Annotated in this window: 1 protein-coding gene and 1 pseudogene; both read left to right on the top strand. The window is 66.0% G+C overall.

The window, feature by feature from the left end; genetic code table 11:
* A partial coding sequence (locus LG367_RS18115) for an RHS repeat domain-containing protein (protein WP_226470669.1) occupies positions 1 to 820 on the top strand: 820 nt, incomplete at its 5' end.
* Between the two features lie 88 nt (positions 821 to 908).
* Positions 909 to 1,714: pseudogene (locus tag LG367_RS18120) on the top strand (hypothetical protein); the annotation flags it as partial.

The raw sequence follows: 1,714 nt of genomic DNA on the forward strand, positions 1-1,714 counted from the left end.
CGCCACGGTGAAGGACGGCAACAACAACGTCACCACGCTCTCGAGTTGGAAGCGCGGCACTCCGCAGTCGATCAAGCACCCCGTCACCCCCGAGAGCCCGAGCGGCGCCACCGAGTCGGCCGTGGTCGACGACAACGGCTGGATCCAGTCGGTGACCGACGAGACCGGGGCCAAGACCTGCTACGGCTACGACACCATGGGCCGGATCAACCTGATCACCTATCCCTCGGAGACCCAGGCCGGCGTCTGCGACACCTCGGCGTGGGCCTCGACCTCGATCACTTTCGCGGATGGCAATCCGGCCGCCTACGGCATGCCCGCCGGCCATTGGCGGCAGACGACCCTCACCGGCCAGGGCCGCAAGGTCACCATCTTCGACGCGCTGTGGCGCCCGGTGGTCGAGCAGAGCTTGGACCTGGGCAACACTGCCGGCACGATGTCGGAAGTCGTCAAGCGTTACGACACGCAGGGCCGGCTGGTGTTCCAGTCCTATCCGATGAACACCAACGGACAGGCCAACTACGCCGACACGACGCTCAAGGGCACCACCACCAGCTACGACGCGCTGGATCGTCCGACTACGGTCAAGCAGGACTCCGAACTCGGCGTGCTCACCACCACCACCGAGTACCTGAGCGGCTTCCAGACCCGCGTCACCAACCCGCGCGGGCAGAAGACCACCACCAGTTATATGGCCTGGGACCAGCCCACGACCGACTTGCCGGTGGCGGTCGACCAGCCCAAGGGCGTGCGCACCACGATCCCGCGTGATGCCTACGGCAAGCCGCTGCAAGTCACGCGCTCAGGCCCGGATCAATAAGGGGACGGCCATGAACGATTCCCTTGATCAGCCCTTGGGTCCCTCGGACGCGAGCCGAGGCCGCCATGCCTTCTTGAAAGGATTGTCCATGAAGCGCTTCTTCCTGCTGCTGGCCCTGCTGCTGACAGGCGCGCCCGCCTGGGCCCAGGTGATCGGCAACATCGACGGCGTGGTCCTGTCGGGGACCCAGTACCGGATCAACGGCTGGGCCTGCGACACCGGCGTGACCGCCTCGATCGATGTGCACGTGTATGTCGGCGGTCCGGCCGGCACCGGCACGGGCATCGCCATCGCGACTGCGAGCAACGCCAGCGAGGCGGCGGTCGCGACCCGCTGCCAGACCTCCGGCACCGCGTACCGCTTCTCGATCCCGATCAGCGACAGCATCCGCACCCAGCACTCGAACAAGAAGATCTACATCCACGGCATCTCCCAGACCGGTGGATCGAACCTGACGATCAACAACTCGGGTGTGTTCCTGGTCCCGCCGCCGCTGTCGCAGACGCGCAGCTACGTCTACAACGCCGCGCAGGAGCTGTGCAAAACCATCGAGCCGGAGACCGGCGCAACGGTGATGCACTACGACGGCGCCGGCAATCTGGACTGGAGCGCGGCAGGCCTCAATCTCACCAGCACCACCAGCTGCCAGGACACCGATGCCAGCATCACCGCGCGCAAGGTCACACGCACGTACGACGCGCGTAATCGCCTGAAGACGCTGAACTTCCCGGATACCAAGGGCAACCAGACCTGGACGTACTTCCCGGATGGTCTGCCGGCCTCGATCGCGGTAACGAACCCGAACGTCGCCAACCCGACGCTCACCAGCTACGCCTACAACCGGCGTCGCCTGCTCACCGGCGAGAGCCTGAACCACCTGGGCGGCACCTCGGT

The sequence above is a fragment of the Luteimonas panaciterrae genome, from assembly GCF_020511115.1.
Lineage (GTDB): Bacteria > Pseudomonadota > Gammaproteobacteria > Xanthomonadales > Xanthomonadaceae > Luteimonas > Luteimonas panaciterrae.